17 protein-coding genes are annotated in these 16,311 nt (G+C 70.9%); 11 read left to right on the top strand and 6 right to left on the bottom strand.

Annotation, left to right across the window (positions count from 1 at the left end; all coding sequences use genetic code 11):
* The first annotated feature begins 4 nt into the window (after nt 1–4).
* From ACZ4U1_RS36105 to ACZ4U1_RS36095, 3 genes are all read left to right on the top strand, one after another.
* The gene (locus ACZ4U1_RS36105; protein ID WP_467908394.1) at nt 5–352 is read left to right on the top strand and encodes an ArsR/SmtB family transcription factor; all 348 of its coding nucleotides are present in this window, start codon (nt 5–7) and stop codon (nt 350–352) included.
* The gene (locus ACZ4U1_RS36100) at nt 349–822 is read left to right on the top strand and encodes an SRPBCC family protein (RefSeq protein ID WP_467908393.1); all 474 of its coding nucleotides are present in this window, start codon (nt 349–351) and stop codon (nt 820–822) included. The genes ACZ4U1_RS36105 and ACZ4U1_RS36100 overlap by 4 nt, the downstream gene beginning before the upstream one ends.
* A 146-nt stretch (nt 823–968) precedes the next feature.
* Nucleotides 969–1,238 carry a DUF397 domain-containing protein gene (locus ACZ4U1_RS36095; RefSeq protein WP_189303518.1) on the top strand — a complete coding sequence of 90 codons (270 nt, stop codon included), beginning with the start codon at nt 969–971 and terminating at the stop codon, nt 1,236–1,238.
* Between the two features lie 125 nt (nt 1,239–1,363).
* On the opposite strand, the gene ACZ4U1_RS36090 is transcribed toward ACZ4U1_RS36095, so the two are convergent.
* Nucleotides 1,364–1,840 carry an ATP-binding protein gene (locus ACZ4U1_RS36090; protein WP_467908392.1) on the bottom strand — a complete coding sequence of 159 codons (477 nt, stop codon included), beginning with the start codon at nt 1,838–1,840 and terminating at the stop codon, nt 1,364–1,366.
* A 365-nt stretch (nt 1,841–2,205) separates the two neighbouring features.
* Here ACZ4U1_RS36090 and ACZ4U1_RS36085 point away from each other — a divergent pair, with 365 nt between their 5' ends.
* The 4 genes from ACZ4U1_RS36085 to ACZ4U1_RS36070 all read left to right on the top strand — a co-directional run bounded on the left by ACZ4U1_RS36085 (nt 2,206) and on the right by ACZ4U1_RS36070 (nt 5,878).
* Nucleotides 2,206–3,030 carry a helix-turn-helix domain-containing protein gene (locus ACZ4U1_RS36085; protein ID WP_467908447.1) on the top strand — a complete coding sequence of 275 codons (825 nt, stop codon included), beginning with the start codon at nt 2,206–2,208 and terminating at the stop codon, nt 3,028–3,030.
* Between the two features lie 87 nt (nt 3,031–3,117).
* Nucleotides 3,118–4,578 carry an aldehyde dehydrogenase family protein gene (locus ACZ4U1_RS36080; protein WP_467908391.1) on the top strand — a complete coding sequence of 487 codons (1,461 nt, stop codon included), beginning with the start codon at nt 3,118–3,120 and terminating at the stop codon, nt 4,576–4,578.
* Nucleotides 4,579–4,696: 118 nt separating this feature from the next.
* Entirely contained in the window at nt 4,697–5,236 is a 540-nt protein-coding gene (locus tag ACZ4U1_RS36075; RefSeq protein ID WP_467908390.1) for a DinB family protein, read from the top strand.
* Between the two features lie 24 nt (nt 5,237–5,260).
* On the top strand, nt 5,261–5,878 hold the full coding sequence (locus ACZ4U1_RS36070) for a PadR family transcriptional regulator (RefSeq protein WP_467908389.1): 618 nt from the start codon (nt 5,261–5,263) through the stop codon (nt 5,876–5,878).
* Nucleotides 5,879–5,888: 10 nt separating this feature from the next.
* Here ACZ4U1_RS36070 and ACZ4U1_RS36065 read toward each other — a convergent pair whose 3' ends face one another.
* Both ACZ4U1_RS36065 and ACZ4U1_RS36060 read right to left on the bottom strand, forming a co-directional pair.
* Entirely contained in the window at nt 5,889–7,295 is a 1,407-nt protein-coding gene (locus ACZ4U1_RS36065; protein ID WP_467908388.1) for a glutamate decarboxylase, read from the bottom strand.
* Nucleotides 7,296–7,315: 20 nt separating this feature from the next.
* Nucleotides 7,316–8,599: an ion channel protein gene (locus ACZ4U1_RS36060; RefSeq protein ID WP_467908387.1), complete on the bottom strand. Its 1,284-nt coding sequence runs from the start codon at nt 8,597–8,599 to the stop codon at nt 7,316–7,318.
* 112 nt (nt 8,600–8,711) lie between these two features.
* Here ACZ4U1_RS36060 and ACZ4U1_RS36055 point away from each other — a divergent pair, with 112 nt between their 5' ends.
* Nucleotides 8,712–9,473 (top strand): MerR family transcriptional regulator, encoded by a 762-nt coding sequence (locus ACZ4U1_RS36055; RefSeq protein WP_467908386.1) that lies wholly within the window; start codon nt 8,712–8,714, stop codon nt 9,471–9,473.
* Nucleotides 9,474–9,501: 28 nt separating this feature from the next.
* Here ACZ4U1_RS36055 and ACZ4U1_RS36050 read toward each other — a convergent pair whose 3' ends face one another.
* Complete coding sequence (locus ACZ4U1_RS36050) at nt 9,502–9,867, bottom strand: YbjQ family protein (RefSeq protein WP_467908385.1); 366 nt, start codon at nt 9,865–9,867, stop codon at nt 9,502–9,504.
* 152 nt (nt 9,868–10,019) lie between these two features.
* On the opposite strand from ACZ4U1_RS36050, the gene ACZ4U1_RS36045 reads away from it, so the two are divergent.
* Nucleotides 10,020–10,973 (top strand): DedA family protein, encoded by a 954-nt coding sequence (locus tag ACZ4U1_RS36045; protein WP_467908384.1) that lies wholly within the window; start codon nt 10,020–10,022, stop codon nt 10,971–10,973.
* A gap of 13 nt (nt 10,974–10,986) precedes the next feature.
* Here the strand turns inward: ACZ4U1_RS36045 and ACZ4U1_RS36040 are convergent, their stop codons facing one another.
* Nucleotides 10,987–12,639, bottom strand: coding sequence for a threonine/serine exporter family protein (locus ACZ4U1_RS36040; RefSeq protein ID WP_467908383.1), 1,653 nt, complete (start codon nt 12,637–12,639; stop codon nt 10,987–10,989).
* Between the two features lie 116 nt (nt 12,640–12,755).
* Complete coding sequence (locus ACZ4U1_RS36035) at nt 12,756–13,247, bottom strand: inorganic diphosphatase (RefSeq protein WP_356859771.1); 492 nt, start codon at nt 13,245–13,247, stop codon at nt 12,756–12,758.
* Nucleotides 13,248–13,371: 124 nt separating this feature from the next.
* Between ACZ4U1_RS36035 and dacB the strand changes: the two genes are divergently transcribed.
* Together dacB and ACZ4U1_RS36025 are read left to right on the top strand one after the other, a co-directional pair.
* A complete protein-coding gene (dacB, locus tag ACZ4U1_RS36030; RefSeq protein WP_467908382.1) occupies nt 13,372–14,916 on the top strand; it encodes a D-alanyl-D-alanine carboxypeptidase/D-alanyl-D-alanine endopeptidase in 1,545 nt (514 codons plus the stop codon).
* 126 nt (nt 14,917–15,042) lie between these two features.
* Nucleotides 15,043–16,143, top strand: a complete 1,101-nt coding sequence (locus ACZ4U1_RS36025) for a zinc-dependent metalloprotease (RefSeq protein ID WP_467908446.1) — start codon at nt 15,043–15,045, stop codon at nt 16,141–16,143.
* Nucleotides 16,144–16,311: the final 168 nt, after the last annotated feature.

Here is a 16,311-nt window from a genome sequence, read left to right as displayed (position 1 = left end):
CTCCATGAACGGTACGGGTACCGCCGCCGAGGACCGCGTCTTCGCCGCGCTCGCCAACGCCACCCGCCGCGAGGTGCTGCGGCTGCTGCGCGAGCGCGGACCGCAGCCCGTACAGGCCCTGGCCGACCACTTCGACATGCGCCGCCCGAGCCTCTCCGAGCACCTCAAGGTGCTCCGGGAGGCCGGTCTCGTCTCCGAGCAGCGCTCCGGGCGGCAGCGCATCTACCGCCTGGAGGCGGCCCCCCTGGCCGAGGTGCAGGACTGGCTCCATCCGTACGAGCGGTTCTGGCGCGAGCGACTGAAGGGCCTCGGCGATCTGCTCGACCGCATGCCCGACGATGAGCCGTCATGAGCCCGCTGCCCGAACCCGACGCCGACGACCTCACCACGATCCGCGTCGACCAGTTCTTCCCGCACCCTCCCGCCAAGGTCTGGCGCGCCCTGACCGAGCCCGAGCTGCTCGCCCGCTGGCAGATGCCCGGCGCCGAGGAGTTCCGGCTCCGCGTGGGCCACCGGTACCGGATGACCTCCGTCCCGCGTCCGGGCACCCGCTTCTCGGGTGTCGTGGAGGTGGAGGTGCTGGCCTACGACAGCGAGCGGATGCTGTCCCTCCGCTGGACGGACGCCGATCCGGCCAACCCCGCCGACTGGACCGTCACCTGGACCCTGGAACACGAGGGGCGCGGTACGCGTCTCTTCCTAGTGCACGAGGGGTTCGATCCGGACGACCCGGCCCAGCTGATGGCGCGGAAGATCATGGGCGGGGGCTGGAAGGGACATGTCCTGCCTGCTCTGGGGCAGGCGCTGGAACGGCTTCGGTAAAGCGGACGTCAAGACTGTAACCGCGGCACCACTCCTCGTGCACGTGCATCTGCTCATGCATCGGCACGTGAACAGAGCTATGATCCGGGTCAGTTGACCACAGCATCTATGGCCTCACCAGCCAGTGCACCACCGGGGAGCGACCTGTGGACCGCGACGTCGACGGCGTGTACGGGGGGTACGACGTGTACAACGGCATGGCTGCCACGCAGCTGAACGGAGTGGCCTGGCAGAAGAGCAGGCACAGCAACTCACAGGGTTCCTGCGTGGAGTTCGCGCGGTTGCCGGGCGGCGATGTCGCCGTACGCAACTCGCGTTTCCCGGACGGGCCGGCGCTCGTCTACACGCGCGCGGAGATCGAGGCGATGCTTCTCGGCGTCAAGGACGGCGAGTTCGACCATCTGATAGCGAGCTGAGGCGGGTACCTCGTCCGCGCGACGCCGTTGGCAACGATGTCGCGCGCGCGGGGGCCCGCACAGGTATATGCACGTGAAAAGTGGACGCGCGTAGACACAACGCGTCCACTGGGTGCCGTACCGGATCAGCCGGCCGTACGGAGCCGGAACAGCGCCCAGACGACCTTGCCGTCGAGCGCGCCCGCGAGCGGGTGCCAGCCCCAGCTGTCCGCGAAGGAGTCCACCAGGAACAGCCCGCGCCCCGACTCGGCGGAGAAGTCGTCCGAGTCGCGCGGGACCGGGGTCTCGTGGCTCGGGTCGCGCACCGCGCACACCAGCCGCTCGCTCCAGCGCATCAGGTGCAGCCGCACGCACGACTGGTGCGGCTCGGTGCGGCAGGGAGCGGAAGGCACCGCGTGGCGCAGGGCGTTGGTGACGAGTTCGGAGACGACGAGGCAGATGTCGTCGAAGCGGTCGCCGACGTCCCACTGCTCCAGGGTGTTCCGGGTGAAGCGCCGGGCCTCGCGCACCGCCTCGAAGCGGGCCGGGAGGGCGCAGGAGGCGGCATCGGACACGGCCGCGGGATCCAGCGGCGGAAGGCCCTGCCGTAACGGCTTGAGCATGGTCGATCCATTCGTCCCCATGCGAGGCACTCCCGGGAATTCGCGGTCGTTGCGATGCAGCGGTGGCGCGGCACCATGGTTTCGGATGCGCAGAGCAGATGCAAGGGCAGATGCACGTGCACGCGACCGAAATGGCACTGCCCGTACCGCTTCTTGGCCATTTTTTCTGCCATCTCCGCAAGGAGTCCGCCAGAGGTCCGGACCTCTCAGCGGTCGGGACCCGGCAGAAACGGCCGAGCTCTTTCCGTTTCCGTAACCGGGCGAGTACTGCTCGGAGTGTTTTAGTGGCAGACTTCGGCCCCTGAAGACGGTTGGGGAGGCTGGCGAACGTGAGCGCGGGAGAGCCCGGATCGGTGGTGCGGCGGATGCTGCTCGGCTCGCAACTCAGGCGACTGCGTGAAGCGCGGGGGATCACGCGCGAGAAGGCGGGATACTCGATCCGCGCCTCCGAGTCGAAGATCAGCCGGATGGAGCTGGGCCGGGTGAGCTTCAAGACCAGGGACGTGGAGGACCTGCTCACCCTCTACGGCATCACCGACGAGGCGGAGCGCGAGTCGCTGCTCTCCCTCGCCCGGGAGGCCAACGTGGCGGGCTGGTGGCACAGTTACACCGACGTCCTGCCCAGCTGGTTCCCCACCTACGTGGGCCTGGAGGGCGCCGCCGCGCTGATCCGCGCCTACGAGGTGCAGTTCGTGCACGGCCTGCTCCAGACCGAGGAGTACGCCCGCGCGGTCGTCCGGCGCGGCATGAAGGGCGCCGGCGTCGCCGACGTCGAACGCCGGGTCGCCCTGCGCCTGGAGCGGCAGAAGTACCTGCTCTCCGACAACGGCCCCGAGTTCCACATCGTCCTGGACGAGGCCGCCCTGCGCCGCCCCTATGGCGACCGCGAGGTGATGCGCGGCCAGCTCCAGCACCTGATCGACATCTCCGAGCGGCCCAACGTGCGCCTGCAGATCATGCCGTTCAGCTTCGGCGGGCACTCCGGCGAGAGCGGCGCCTTCACCATCCTCAGCTTCCCCGAGTCCGACCTGTCCGACGTGGTCTACCTGGAGCAACTGACCAGCGCCCTCTACCTGGACAAACGCGAGGACGTCGCCCAGTACGAGCAGGCCCTGAAGGAACTGCAGCAGGACAGCCCCGGGCCCGACGAGAGCAGGGACCTGCTGCGCGGCCTGCTGCACATGTCCTGACCCGCCCCAACTCCCTTTACCAGCAAGTAGGATGACGTCCGCTCAGGCATGCACGGATCTGGTGTCCGCTAGCGATTGAGGGATCACATGTCGTCCTACTTCACCGACCTGGCCCAGCAGTACATCGACGGCGAGTGGCGCCCGGGCACCGGCTCCTGGGACGTCATCGACTTCAACCCCTACGACGACGAGAAGCTGGCCTCCATCACGGTGGCCACGGTCGACGAGGTGGACCAGGCCTACCAGGCCGCCGCCCGCGCCCAGAAGAAGTGGGCCGAGACCAACCCCTACGCCCGGCGCGCGGTCTTCGAGCGGGCGCTGAGGCTGATAGAGGACCGTGAGCAGGAGATAGCCGACCTCATCATCGCGGAGCTGGGCGGCACCCGTGTGAAGGCCGGCTTCGAGCTGCACCTCGCCAAGGAGTTCCTGCGCGAGTCGATCCACCTCGCGCTGCGCCCGGAGGGCAGGATCCTGCCCTCTCCGACCGAGGGCAAGGAGAACCGCGTCTACCGGGTGCCGGTCGGCGTCGTGGGCGTGATCAGCCCCTTCAACTTCCCCTTCCTGCTCTCCCTGAAGTCGGTCGCGCCGGCCCTGGCGCTCGGCAACGCCGTGGTGCTCAAGCCGCACCAGAACACCCCGATCGCCGGCGGCACCCTGCTCGCGAAGATCTTCGAGGAGGCCGGGCTGCCCGGCGGCCTGCTCAACGTCGTCGTCACCGACATCGCCGAGATCGGTGACGCCTTCATCGAGCACCCGGTCCCGAAGGTCATCTCCTTCACCGGCTCCGACAAGGTCGGCCGGCACGTCGCCACCGTCTGCGCCAGGCACTTCAAGCGCTCGGTCCTCGAACTGGGCGGCAACAGCGCGCTGGTGGTCCTGGACGACGCCGACCTCGACTACGCGGTGGACGCGGCCGTCTTCAGCCGGTTCGTGCACCAGGGCCAGGTCTGCATGGCCGCCAACCGGGTCCTCGTGGACGCCTCCGTCGCCGACGAGTTCACCGCGAAGTTCGTCGCCAAGGTGAAGACCCTCAAGGTCGGTGACCCGCGCGACCCGGAGACCGTGATCGGCCCGGTGATCAACTCGGCGCAGGCGAACGCGATCTCCGGCACCGTCGAGCAGGCCCTCGCCGAGGGCGCCACCGCCCTGGTGCGCGGTACCACGACCAACAACCTGGTCGAGCCGACCGTGCTCACCGGTCTCCCCGCGGGCTCCGCGCTGCTCCAGCAGGAGGTGTTCGGCCCGGTCGTCTTCCTCGTCCCGTTCGACGGGGAGGAGGAGGCGGTCCGGATCGTCAACGACACCCCGTACGGCCTGAGCGGCGCCGTCCACACCGGCGACATCGAGCGGGGCGTGGCCTTCGCCAAGCGGATCGACACCGGCATGTTCCACGTGAACGACGGCACCGTCCACGACGAGCCGATCGTGCCCTTCGGCGGCGAGAAGCACTCCGGCCTCGGCCGACTCAACGGCGAGACGACGCTGGAGGCGTTCACCACGGTCAAGTGGATCTCGGTGCAGCACGGCCGCAGCGGCTTCCCGTTCTAGCCGGTTTTTCGGTGTTCACGGGCCATTGAGGACAGGATCTGTCCTCAATGGCCCGTAGCGTGTTCGATGTCGGGGAAAACGGCCCCCGGCGAACCGGCCCCAGGAAAGGCGGCACGCCATGGTCATGCACGTTCCGGCGGAGGCGAAGGGCGACGAGCGCGGGGCGCTGCTCGCGTTCATCGAGGAACAGCGCGGCGGGATCCGCCGGGCGCTGCTCGGACTGACCGAGGAGCAGGCCCGTACCCGCCCCAGCGTCAGCGAGCTGTCCCTGGGCGGTCTGCTCAAGCACGTCGCCGAGGTCGAGCAGAGCTGGCTCGCCCGGGCGAAGCAGGAGCCGCCGGCGGTGTCGCGCGACGAGTCGAACTGGCACGAGACCTTCCAGCTGGTCGGGGACGAGACGGTGGCCTCGCAGCTGGCGTACTGGGAGCAGGTGGCCGCCGAGACGGAGAAGTTCATCCGGTCCGCACCCAGCCTGGACGACACCTTCCCGCTGCCGCCCGACCCCTGGTTCCCGCCGGAGGGCCGTGTCTCGCTGCGCTGGCTGTGCCTGCACCTGATCCGCGAGTTCGCCCGGCACGCCGGCCACGCCGACATCATCCGCGAGTCCCTGGACGGCAAGACCGCGTTCGAGCTGGTGGCGCTGGCGCAGGCCGGATAGCCGTACGGCCCTAACCTGGACGGCATGTCAGCGATCCGTCTCCTCGTGCTGGGCGCGGTGCGCCAGCACGGGCGGGCCCACGGCTACCAGGTCCGGGGCGACCTGGAGTACTGGGGCGCGCACGAGTGGTCCCACGCCAAGCCGGGCTCGATCTACCACGCCCTGAAGCAGATGGCCAGGCAGGGACTGCTGCACGCGCACGAGATCGCGCCGTCCACGGCGGGCGGACCGCCGCGCACCGAGTACGAACTCACCGACAAGGGCACCGAGGAGTACTTCGCCCTGCTGCGGGACGCACTGGTCACCTACGACCAGCGGGGCGACGTGAAGACGGCCGCCCTCGGCTTCATGGTGGACCTGCCGAGGGCGGAGGCGGTGGCCCTGCTGAAGGAGCGGACCCGGAGGATCGCCGCGTGGCGGTCCTCGGTCACCGAGCACTACGTCCCCGAGGACGGGCCCGAACAGCTGGGCCACATCGGCGAGATCATGAACATGTGGGTCCACACGGCCGACTCCGAGGCCGAGTGGACCCGCGGGCTCGTCGAACGCATCGAGAACGGCGCCTACACCTTCGCCGACGAGGGCGAACCGTTCGTCGGACTCCTCGCCGAGGACGCGGGCCGCCGGGGCGAAACCCCCTAGGGTCCCGGCCCTAGTGGTGGAACCCGGTCGCCGCGCCCTTGTCGCGGGTCAGCGGGTGCGGCTGGCGGCGCAGCTCGGGCAGCAGGCGGGTCAGGTCGTCCACGAACAGGTCGGCCAGGTCGTGCGAGAAGCCGTTGCGGCACACGATCCGCAGCACGGACAGGTCCTCGCGGTTCGCCGGGAAGGTGTAGGCGGGCACCAGCCAGCCGCCCTCGCGCAGCCGCCGGGAAACGTCGAAGACGTCGTACGACGTGACGTCGTCGGCCGTGGTCAGCGCGAACACGGGAAGCTGGTCGCCCCGGGTGAGCAGCCGGAAGTCGCCGAGCGCCGCGATCTTGTCGGCGAGGGAGCGCGCCACGTCCCGGGTCGACTGCTGCACCGCCCGGTAGCCCTCGCGGCCGAGCCGCAGGAACGTGTAGTACTGCGCCACCACCTGGGCGCCGGGCCGGGAGAAGTTCAGCGCGAAGGTCGGCATCTCGCCGCCCAGGTAGTTCACCCGGAAGACCAGCTCCTCGGGCAGTGCCTCCCGGTCCCGCCACAGCGCCCAGCCGACGCCCGGGTAGACCAGCCCGTACTTGTGGCCGGAGGAGTTGATCGACGCCACGCGCGGCAGGCGGAAGTCCCACACCAGGTCCTCGTCCAGGAAAGGCGCCACCATCCCGCCGGACGCGCCGTCCACGTGCACCGGGATGTCGAGCCCCGTGCCCTCCTGGAGGGCGTCCAGGGCCGCGCACAGCTCGGCGACCGGCTCGTAGGAGCCGTCGAAGGTCGAGCCGAGGATGCCGACGACCCCGATGGTGTTCTCGTCGCACAGCTCCACGGCGGCCTGCGGGTCCAGGTGGAAGCGGTCGCCCTCCATGGGGACCAGCCGCGCCTCCACCTCCCAGAACGCGCAGAACTTCTCCCAGCAGACCTGGACGTTGATCCCCATCACCAGATTGGGCCGCGCCCCCGGATACCGGTCGGCGTTCCGCTTCGCCCAGCGCCGCTTGAGCGCCATCCCGGCGAGCATGCACGCCTCGCTCGACCCGGTCGTGGAACAGCCCACCGCGGCCGACGGGTCCGGTGCGTTCCACAGGTCGGCGAGCATGGCCACGCAGCGCCGCTCCAGCTCGGCCGTGCGCGGGTACTCGTCCTTGTCGATCATGTTCTTGTCCCGGCACTCAGCCATCAGCACCCCGGCCTGCGGCTCCATCCAGGTGGTGACGAAGGTGGCCAGATTGAGCCGGGAGTTGCCGTCCAGCATCAGCTCGTCGTGCACCAGCTGGTACGCCGTGGCCGGGGGCAGCGGGACGTCCGGGAGCCGGTGGGTCGGCGGGGCCGCGGTCATGCCGCCGACCGGGTTGGCCTCCCCGAAGAACGGGTTGACCGACACCGTCCGCGCCTCGTGCCGCTCGGGACCTTTGTGCAGGGCCATGGGAATGTGCCTCCAGGGGTTCAGCGGACCGGGGTGCCGTCCCCGCGCAGCTGCATCTGCGGGCGGCCCGTCACCAGCAGCCAGGCGGGCAGCGAGGCGATGCACAGCAGGGCGGTGATCGCCGGGGAGGCGACCAGGACGGCGGCGGTGAACAGGCTCACCCAGCCCTGCCGGGTGATCGCCAGGAGCATGCCGAGGACGGCCGTGGCCACGCCCAGCGAGGGATGCACGGCCGGTACGAGCGCGTGGGCGGCGAGCCCCAGGGCGGTGCCGACGAAGACCGCGGGGAAGATCCGGCCGCCCCGGAAGCCGCAGGACGCGGCGACGAGCAGCGCGGCCAGCTTCACCACGGTCATCACGGCAAACTGCCCCGCCGACCAGCCCTCCGGGTCACGGGCCAGCTCCCCGACCTCGGAGAGCCCCTTGAACAGCGTCAGATGCCCGCCGAGGACCGCGAGCGCCCCCAGGACGACCCCGCCGGCCGGGAGCATCAGCATCGGGTGCCGCAGCCGCCGGAAGGCCGCGTGGACGTGGGGGAAGGCGTACACGGCGCACAGGCCGAGCGCCGCGGCCGCCGAGGCGATCACGAGCGCGGCCAGGACGTCCCTCGCGTGCGGGTGGCCCATGGGCGGCAGGCCCAGGTCGAAGGTCGGACGGGCCACCAGCGTGGTGGTCACGGCCCCGCACGCGCCGGCGGTCAGCGGGGCGAACAGGTTGTCCCACAGCCTGCCCTGCATGGGCCGTCCCGCCAGCGCCTCGGAGATGACCAGCGCCGCCGCCACCGGCGTGCCGAACAGCGCGCCGATGGTCGCCGCCTCCGCCAGCACCGGCCACAGGGTGCCCGGGGTCCGGGGCAGGAAGCGCCCGCCGAGCCAGGCCGCGAGAGCCACGTTCACGGCGATGACCGGGTTCTCCGGGCCGAGGCTCGGGCCGCCGGCCAGCATCAGCCCGGTGGCCACCACCAGGCCCGGCAGTACGGCCGGCGGCAGGACGGGGGCGTTCAGCCCGAGGGTGGCGGGGTCGGGTCCGGCGTGTCCGGGCACCTTCCAGACCACCAGCCCTACGACGGCACCGGTGGCCGTGAGCATGATGAACATCCACAGCACGGAGTACCGGCCCACCCCGAGCGCGTCCGGCAGCGGCCCCCACAGCACCCGCTGGAGCAGCTCCCCCGCCGTGCTCACCCCGACGAAGACCAGGCTCGCGGCCACGCCCACGACGACGGCGGGCAGGATGAACGGCAGCAGAGCCCGTGCCGGGGCGGTCGGAGCGCTCGGGGGCGCCTGCGTCGTCTCCTGGGCCACGGGCTCACCATAAGCGGACAAAAGGTATGCAACATCCCGAACGAAATCCGGCTTGCACCTCACGCGACGTGAGGCCCCAGCGTGGAGGCGTACCGACGACAAGGAGCGGAAAGTGAGCTACTCCGTGGGACAGGTCGCGGGGTTCGCCGGAGTCACGGTGCGCACCCTGCACCACTACGACGAGATCGGCCTGCTCGTGCCGAGCGAGCGGACGTACGCCGGCCACCGGCGCTACAGCGACGCCGACCTCGACCGGCTCCAGCAGATCCTGTTCTACCGGGAGCTGGGCTTCCCGCTCGACGAGGTCGCGGTTCTGCTCGACGACCCGGACGCCGACCCGCGCACCCACCTGCGCCGCCAGCACCACCTGCTGACCGCCCGGATCGAGAAGCTGCAGAAGATGGCCGCGGCCGTGGAGCACGCCTTGGAGGCACGCACGATGGGCATCGACCTGACGCCGCAGGAGCGGTTCGAGGTGTTCGGGGACAAGGACCCCGAGCAGTACGCCGAGGAGGTGGAGCAGCGCTGGGGCGACACCGAGGCGTACGCCGAGTCGCAGCGCCGCGCCGCCACCTACACCAAGGAGGACTGGAAGCGCATCCAGGCCGAGGTCGACGACTGGGGCCGGCGGTACGCCGCCCTGGTCGCCGGGGGCGAGCAGCCGTCCGGCGAGGCGGCCATGGACATGGCGGAGGAACACCGGCAGCACATCAGCAGGTACTACTTCGAGGTCCCGTACGAGATGCACCGGTGCTTCGGGGAGATGTACGTCTCCGACGAACGCTTCAAGGCGTTCTACGACGCCCTGGGGCCCGGTGTGGCCGAGCACCTGCGCGACGCGATCCTCGCCAACGCCGACCGGCAGACCTCCTGACCGGTCCCGGCCCGGGAGCGCGCGGGGCTCACTCCCGGGCCAGGACCACCGCCGTGCCGTAGGCGCACACCTCGGTGCCGACGTCCGCGGCCTCGGTCACGTCGAACCGGAACATCAGCACCCCGTTGGCGCCACGCGCGCGTGCCTGTTCCACCAGGCGCTCCATGGCCTGGTTGCGGGTCTGCACGAGCGTCTTGGTGAGCCCCTTCAGCTCACCGCCGATCATCGACTTCAGCCCGGCGCCGATCTGGCTGCCGAGGTGCCGCGAGCGCACGGTCAGGCCGAACACCTCGCCGAGCACCGTCTGCACCCGGTACCCGGGCACGTCGTTCGTCGTCACGACCAGCACGTCCGGCTGGGGGCCCTGGCCACCGCCGTAGTCATCGAGTCCCATGAGTCACAGCTTTCTCCCGGTCGCCGCACAGTGCATCCTGGAACGGCCGGTGGAACCTGGGGCGGTCACATCACGTTGATAGCTTTGTGCGGCGGTACACCGCCACCGGCGCCGTCCGCCAAGCCGCCTTCACCCCTCAGGAGCCCGGACCCGTGATGACACTCGCCCTCGGCCCGAGCTGGCTGGACCCCAACTATCTGCTCGACACCTACAGCATCTGGGGTCTGCTGCTCATCGTCTTCGCCGAGTCCGGCCTGCTCATCGGCTTCTTCCTGCCGGGTGACTCCCTGCTGTTCACCTGCGGCCTGCTGATCACCTCGGGTGACCTGGACTTCCCGCTGTGGGGCGCGATCGCCCTGATCTGCGTCGCGGCGATCCTCGGCGACCAGGCGGGCTACATGTTCGGCAAGAAGGTCGGCCCGTCCCTGTTCAACCGCCCGGACTCCCGCCTGTTCAAGCAGGAGAACGTCACCAAGGCGCACGAGTTCTTCGAGAAGTACGGCCCCAAGTCCCTGGTCCTGGCCCGCTTCGTGCCGATCGTGCGCACGTTCACGCCGATCATCGCGGGCGTCAGCGGAATGAAGTACCGCTCGTTCCTGATCTTCAACGTCATCGGCGGCGTCCTGTGGGGCGCGGGCGTCACCCTGCTCGGCTCCTGGCTCGGCAACATCGACGTCGTCAAGAAGAACATCGAGGCGATCCTCATCCTGATCGTCCTCGTCTCGGTGATCCCGATCGCGATCGAGTTCCTCCGCGCGCGCGGCAAGGAGAAGAAGGCCGCGCAGACCCGGCCGGAGCCCCCGCGGCAGCCGCAGTACCAGCAGCCGGCCTACCAGCAGCCCCCCGTCATGGACGACGCCACGACCCGCCTGCGGCGCATCGAGCCGGAGCAGGAGTACCCCTCGCAGTACGACCAGCAGCAGCCGTACCAGCAGCAGCCGTACCAGCAGCAGCCGTACCAGCAGGAGCAGCAGCAGTACTGGGATCAGGGCGGCTACGACAACCAGTACTACGACCAGCAGCAGTACCCGGAGCAGCAGTACCCGCAGCAGCAGTACGACCCGAACCAGTACCCGTACGACCAGGGCAACCACCGCGCCCCGTAAGGCCGGCCGGCGTCTAGAAACCCCTGGTCCGCTTGGCGGCCCTGCGCTTCCCGGCGGAGCCGACCCGCAGGAACAGGCGGAAGACCTCCGAGCCCAGGTTGACCCCGATCGCGATGGCCAAGGCCAGCGACGCCGCGTTCGCCAGCGACACCAGGCCCTTGTCCACCTCGTTCTGCGCCATGCTCAGCAGCCCGAAATAGGTCGCCGAACCGGGCAGCAGCGGTCCGATCGCCGCCGTCGTGTAGGGCAGCGCCGACGCGAACCGGTACCGCGACAGCAGCTGCCCGAACAGACCCACCAGGCCCGCCGCCACGGCCGTGGACGCCACCGGCGAGATGTCGGCGACGTAGTGCATCGCGCCGTACACCGTCCACGCCACGCCCCCGTTGAGGGTCACCCAGAGCACGGTGGATCGTTCCTGCTGGAGCAGCACCGCGAACGTCATCGACAGCAGCATCGACGCGGCGATCTGCACCACCGGCCGCTCGTTGATGATGAGCGCCGCGTCCGGGTTCAGCTTGCCGCCGACCTTGACGCCGAAGTACAGGACGATCAGGACGCCGGTGACGATGCCGACGAAGAAGTACATGACCTCCAGCAGGCGGGCGGAGGCGGTGATGTAGAAGCCCGTCAGCCCGTCCTGCACACCTGCCACCAGCGCCCGCCCGGGCAGCAGCGCGAACAGCCCACCGGTGACGACGGCGGACGCCTTCACATCGACGTGGGCCAGCGCGAACGCCACCCCGATCGCCGCGGGCGGCATCGCGGCCACCGTGAACTGGTAGAACTCCGGCAGCCCGCGCCCCGCGCACAGCCACGCCAGCCGGTCGCCGAGCATCGCGCCCACCGCGGCCGCCACGAACACGATCAGATCACCGCCGACCAGCACGGAGGCCGCGCCCGCGAGCAGCCCGCTCGCCAGGCTCAGCGCCCAGCCGGGGTACGGGTGCCGGTTGCGGCGGATCTCCGCGAGGCGCCGGTAGGCCTCCTCCAGGGAGACATGGGTCTCCGGGTCGGTCAGGTCGTCCACCAGCCGGAAGACGGCCGCCAGCCGCGTGTAGTCGGTGCCCCGCCGCCGGACCGTCCGGGACGCCGTCACCGGGTCCTCCACCAGGGACGGCTGGTGCGAGATCGACAGCAGCGTGAAGGTGACGTTCGGCTCGCAGCGGTCCAGGCCGTAGGACCGGCACACCGCGAACATCGCGGCCTCCACGTCCTCCGCGCCCTCGCCGCCGGCCAGCAGCAGCTCCCCGATACGCAGGGTCAGGTCCAGCACGCGCGGGACGGCCGGGCCGCCCTCCTCCTCGCGCTGCACCGGCTCCGGCGCCGGCCGCTCGGTCACCGGCATGCGCAGCATCGTGCGCATCCGGTCCTGCCAGGGCGCGTCCTTGACCAGGCTGACCAGCGGCACCCCGGCGGCCGGCGTGAACGCGGCCGGCGCGTCCTTCGCGCTGTAGGTGCGCGGCGTGCTGAACGCCGACCCCTCCGGCTCGGCACTCGGCGGCTGCGGCGCCTCGAGTCCCTCCGGCACCGCGAACTCGGAGGTCGTCTCCGACTCACCGCTCCTGGGGACGTCGAGTCCCTGGGGAATGGCGAACTCGGACGTGATCTCCGGGTCGTACCGCGCTTCGTCGGACCGGGGTTTGCGGTCCTCCGCCTCCGTCACCTCGCACCGCTTCCCTGAACGACACCTTCCGTAGGCCTCAGTATGCGCATGGGTACGCAAACGGGCCGCGCCACCCCACGCAGGGTGCCGCGGCCCGCGGAAGACAAACCGGCCGGTCAGTGACCGCCCTGCTCCTTGAAGCGCTTGTACGACCGCTCGATCTCCGCCTCGGCCTCCGTGCGGCCCACCCAGTTGGCGCCCTCGACCGACTTGCCGGGCTCCAGGTCCTTGTACACCTCGAAGAAGTGCTGGATCTCCAGGCGGTCGAACTCCGACACGTGGTGGATGTCGCGCAGGTGCTCCACGCGCGGGTCGGTGGCCGGAACGCACAGCAGCTTGTCGTCGCCGCCGGCCTCGTCCGTCATGCGGAACATGCCGATCGCGCGGCAGCGGATGAGGCAGCCCGGGAAGGTCGGCTCGTCCAGGATGACCAGCGCGTCCAGCGGGTCGCCGTCCTCGCCGAGAGTGTTCTCGACGAAGCCGTAGTCGGTCGGGTAGGCGGTCGAGGTGAAGAGACGACGGTCCAGGCGGATCCGACCGGTCTCGTGGTCCACCTCGTACTTGTTCCGCGAACCCTTCGGGATCTCGATCGTGACGTCGAACTCCACCGGTGGCTCCTCCATGATCAGCACATAGTTCTGGTGGTTAAGTGTCCCTCACGCAGGTGTGTGATCGCGAAAGGGGCTGGTGGTCGTGCCAGAGCTGAGGCCTTGGCGAGCCGCGAGACCGCAGATGGAGCGGATCGCGAACGCCGTACGACCGCGTCTGGCGAGCGCCGTGACGGCCGCCGGGCCGCGCATCGCGCGGCTCACGAGAGCCGTGCGTGTCAGGCCTGTGCACCTCCCCCGTCCGCGGACCGTCAGGACCTGGCAGTACACCGCGGGCGCCGCCACCGCCGGCCTGGCGCTGGCCGCCGGCGTGGTGACCGTGGCCGGTCCCTGGGACGCCACGGGTCAGCGTACGGCCGAGCGGGACCGGGCCGCCGCCCTGGAGCGGGCAGGTGGCGCAGATCACGGCCGCTCCGGTGCGGCCGCGGGGGCGCCCCGGCCCGCGCCGAGCGCCGGACCCGTCCTGACGGGCCTGGGCGGCACCACGGGCACCGTCGGCACCAAGAAGGCCGCCCCGCGCGGACAGACCCTCGCGGACGCCCTCAGGCCCCTCCTCGACACCCCCGCGCTCGGCGACGCCCACGCGGCGGCCGTCGTCGACGTCCAGACCGGTGAACGGCTGTACGACGCCGACGCCGGCCGGGCCCTCACCCCCGCCTCCACCACCAAGATCGCCACCGCGGTCGCCGCCCTGTCCGCGCTCGGCCCCGACCACCGCCTCACCACCCGCACCGCCCTCGAACCCGACACCCGGGAACTCGTCCTGGTCGGCGGCGGCGACCCCACCCTCACCGCGCACGCCCGCAGCGGCGGCTGGGCGAGCCTGCGGACGCTGGCGGCGGACACCGCGAAGGCGCTGGACAAGCGCGGCATCCACCGGATCACCCTGTCCTACGACACCACCCTCTTCACCGGCCCCGCCCTGCACCCCATCGGCGTCAACGACAACCTCGCCCCGGTCACCGCCCTCACCGCCGACGAGGGCCGCACCGACGACTCCGCCAGCGGCCCGGTGCCCCGCGTGGGCGACCCGGCGGCGGACGCGGCGGCCAGGTTCGCGGGCTTCCTGAAGGACGCCGGCATCACCACCACGCACCCCGGCCCGTCCAAGGCCAGCACGCGCGCGGAGACCCTCGCCCGCGTCTCCTCGCCCCCGCTGTCCGCCCTGGTCGAGCGGATGCTGACCAACAGCGACAACGACATCGCGGAGGCCCTGGCCCGCCACACGGCCGTGGCGAGCGGGCAGCCGGCGAGCTTCGACGGCGGCGCCGAGGCCATCGCCACACAGCTGCGGGGGCTCGGCCTGCCGATGGCCGGTGCCGCCTTCCACGACGGCAGCGGCCTCGACCGGGACGACCGGCTCACGGCCGACCTCCTCACCGCCCTGCTGGTCAAGGCGGGCGACCCGCACCGCCCCGGCCTGCGCCCCGTTCTCACCGGCCTGCCCGTGGCCGGCTTCACCGGCACCCTGAGCACCCGCTACACCGACGGCGCGTCCGGCCTCGTCCGCGCCAAGACCGGCACCCTGACCGGCGTGAACACCCTCGCCGGCACGGTCGTGGACAGCACCGGCCACGTCCTGGCCTTCGCCTTCCTGGCCTCGAACACCCCGAACGCCACGGAGGCCCAGTCGGCCCTGGACAAGGCGGCCACGGCACTGACGGGGTGACCGCGCGGCACCGGGCGGCCGGAAAGCGCTCCCCCGGCCCTGCCGGCCCCACACGGCTGCCCCAAGCGGGAGCGCTCACGTACGGTTGACAGCATGACTGGCTTCGGCGGCACCGCATCTCCCGGGATGGTCGACTGGAACCTCGCGGTGGCAACCGCGACACGGCTCGTACGCCCCGGTCCCGACGTCAGCCGCGACGAGGCCAGGGCCGTCGTCGCGGAGCTGCGCCGGCACGCGAAAGCCTCGGAGGGCCACGTCCGGGGCTTCACTCGTATGGGCACCGAGGACACCCACGACACCCCCGTCCTCGTCGTGGACCGCCCCGGCTGGGTCCGGGCCAACGTCGCCGGCTTCCGGGAGATCCTCCGGCCGCTCCTGGAGAAGATGGCGGAACGGCGCGGCAACAACCCGGGCAGCGCGGTCCTCGGCGCCGTCGGCGGCAAGGTCACCGGCGTGGAACTCGGCATGCTCCTGTCGTTCCTGTCCTCCCGTGTCCTCGGCCAGTACGAGACCTTCGCCCCCGCCACCCGCGACCTCCCGGCCGGCGAGAACGGCGGCGGCCGGCTGCTGCTCGTCGCGCCCAACATCGTCCACGTGGAGCGCGAACTCGACGTCGAGCCGCACGACTTCCGCCTCTGGGTGTGCCTGCACGAGGAGACCCACCGCACCCAGTTCACCGCCGTTCCCTGGCTGCGGGACCACCTGGAGGGCGAAATCCAGTCGTTCTTGGCGGAGACCGACGTCGACCCGATGACCTTCCTGGAGCGCATCCGGGAAGCCGCCCAGTCCCTCGCCGGCGGCCGCCCCGAGGGCGAGGAGGAGGACGGCGGACGCTCCTTCGTGGAGCTGGTGCAGACCCCCGCCCAGCGGGAGATCCTCGCCCGTCTGACGGCCGTGATGTCCTTGCTGGAGGGCCACGCCGACTACGTCATGGACGGCGTCGGACCGAGCGTCGTACCGACCGTCGCGGAGATCCGGGAGAAGTTCCAGCAGCGCCGCGCGAAGGGCGCCTCCCGACTGGACCTCGCCCTGCGCAAGCTGCTGGGTCTGGATGCCAAACTGAAGCAGTACCGGGACGGCGAACGCTTCGTGCGGGCCGTGGTCGACCAGGTCGGCGTCGACGGCTTCAACCGCGTGTGGACCTCGCCCAACACCCTGCCCACCAAGGCGGAGATCGCCAAACCGGCGGACTGGGTCGCGCGGGTGCACCGGAAGGCCGAATCGTGAACGACCCGGGGAAGTCGTGAAACGAATCCGGCCGACGGCAGGCGAACGCCCCTCCAATCACCCGTCCGAGGGACCGTGAGCCATGCGTAGGCGTGCAATGCTCGGGGAACGGCCCGCTTCTGTCACCATCGACACACTCTGAGTGACCGTCTCGGGCTCACCCCCCGA

It is taken from the genome of Streptomyces sp. NPDC028928 (assembly GCF_055564915.1).
This window is presented reverse-complemented; position numbering and strand designations above follow the sequence as displayed.

Coding starts and splice junctions, on each gene's coding strand:
- ACZ4U1_RS36050 (WP_467908385.1), bottom strand. CDS start 9,867: ATGGGACTCGATGACTACGGCGGTGGCCAGGGCCCCCAGCCGGACGTG.
- ACZ4U1_RS36085 (WP_467908447.1), top strand. CDS start 2,206: ATGCTGCTCGGCTCGCAACTCAGGCGACTGCGTGAAGCGCGGGGGATC.
- ACZ4U1_RS36025 (WP_467908446.1), top strand. CDS start 15,043: ATGGTCGACTGGAACCTCGCGGTGGCAACCGCGACACGGCTCGTACGC.
- dacB (WP_467908382.1), top strand. CDS start 13,372: ATGGAGCGGATCGCGAACGCCGTACGACCGCGTCTGGCGAGCGCCGTG.
- ACZ4U1_RS36070 (WP_467908389.1), top strand. CDS start 5,261: ATGTCAGCGATCCGTCTCCTCGTGCTGGGCGCGGTGCGCCAGCACGGG.
- ACZ4U1_RS36100 (WP_467908393.1), top strand. CDS start 349: ATGAGCCCGCTGCCCGAACCCGACGCCGACGACCTCACCACGATCCGC.
- ACZ4U1_RS36105 (WP_467908394.1), top strand. CDS start 5: ATGAACGGTACGGGTACCGCCGCCGAGGACCGCGTCTTCGCCGCGCTC.
- ACZ4U1_RS36075 (WP_467908390.1), top strand. CDS start 4,697: ATGGTCATGCACGTTCCGGCGGAGGCGAAGGGCGACGAGCGCGGGGCG.
- ACZ4U1_RS36080 (WP_467908391.1), top strand. CDS start 3,118: ATGTCGTCCTACTTCACCGACCTGGCCCAGCAGTACATCGACGGCGAG.
- ACZ4U1_RS36065 (WP_467908388.1), bottom strand. CDS start 7,295: ATGGCCCTGCACAAAGGTCCCGAGCGGCACGAGGCGCGGACGGTGTCG.
- ACZ4U1_RS36090 (WP_467908392.1), bottom strand. CDS start 1,840: ATGCTCAAGCCGTTACGGCAGGGCCTTCCGCCGCTGGATCCCGCGGCC.